The organism is Oleiphilus sp. HI0061, assembly GCF_001635675.1.
The window spans coordinates 1-1,095 of sequence record NZ_LWFE01000947.1; the positions used below are offsets into that span (position 1 = coordinate 1).

The following is a 1,095-nucleotide window of genomic DNA, read 5'->3' on the forward strand; positions in this document are numbered from 1 at the left end:
CATGCCAGTGCCGATGGTCAAAAGTTCGAAGCCAAGCGCGAGACGTTCCGTACACGGTATTCCTCAAAATACTTCGGTACCAGCAAAGGCGTCTCGGCGGTCAGTCTGAATGCCAATCATATGGCCATCAATGCCCGGGTTATCGGCGCCAACGAACATGAATCCCATTACATCTTTGACCTGTTGATGAACAACAGTACTGAGATTATCCCGGACATGCTCTCAACTGACACTCATGGGGTAAATCATGTGAACTTTGCCTTGCTCGATCTGTTCGGTTATCGGTTCGCCCCCCGATATGCCCGGGTTGGCAAGGTCATCAATGAGCTGTTCAACATCACCGAAGACGAAAATCAGCGCGTGAAACTATCGTTGCGCAAGCCGATCAACACGAAACGCATCATAGACCACTGGGACACCATCCAGCGGATCGCAGTCTCTCTAGCCCAGCGGAAAACCAGCCAAGCTACGTTGGTGCGTAAACTCTCCGGCTACAAGCACAACCACCCGTTACTGGAGGCTCTGACTGAATACAACCGGTTACTGAAGGCCCAGTATCTGCTGAACTACATCGATGACGCCAGCCTTAGAAACCATGTGCAGCGAGCGCTGAACCGGGGTGAAGCTTATCACCAGTTGCGTCGGGCGATCAGCAACGTCAACGGCGACCGGTTCCGAGGCAATAGCGATGAGGAGATCCAAATCTGGAACGAAAGTGCCCGACTGGTGGCTAATGCCATCATCTACTTCAACTCGAAAGTACTCAGTAACCTGCTGGACAGCTTCGAGGAACAGCGCAATGACAGATACCAGGAAACAGTCAAGCGGGCCTCACCGGTAGCTTGGGAGAACATCAACTTCCGGGGTACATACACGTTCGCGCCGACGGGCGAACTGCCAAAACTGGAGGACTTAATGGCACCGATTGAGGGCTATCGACCTAGAAATGAAAGTTGATACCCCTCTACAAGCCACGGCAGACGGGGGCTTCAGAGGTTTTTGCAATATATGGAGGCAAAATCCCTAGGACCCCTTAATTGACTATTTTATATTTAGCCTTTCTAGGCGATTGGGTAATAATTCCCGCTGATAAAT

The 1,095-nt window shown here is 51.3% G+C and carries 1 protein-coding gene; it reads left to right on the forward strand.

Going from position 1 to position 1,095, the window contains the following annotated elements:
- Window positions 1-957: Tn3 family transposase (locus A3735_RS11100; RefSeq protein ID WP_156499619.1), on the forward strand; the 957-nt coding region annotated here is incomplete at its 5' end.
- Window positions 958-1,095: the final 138 nt, after the last annotated feature.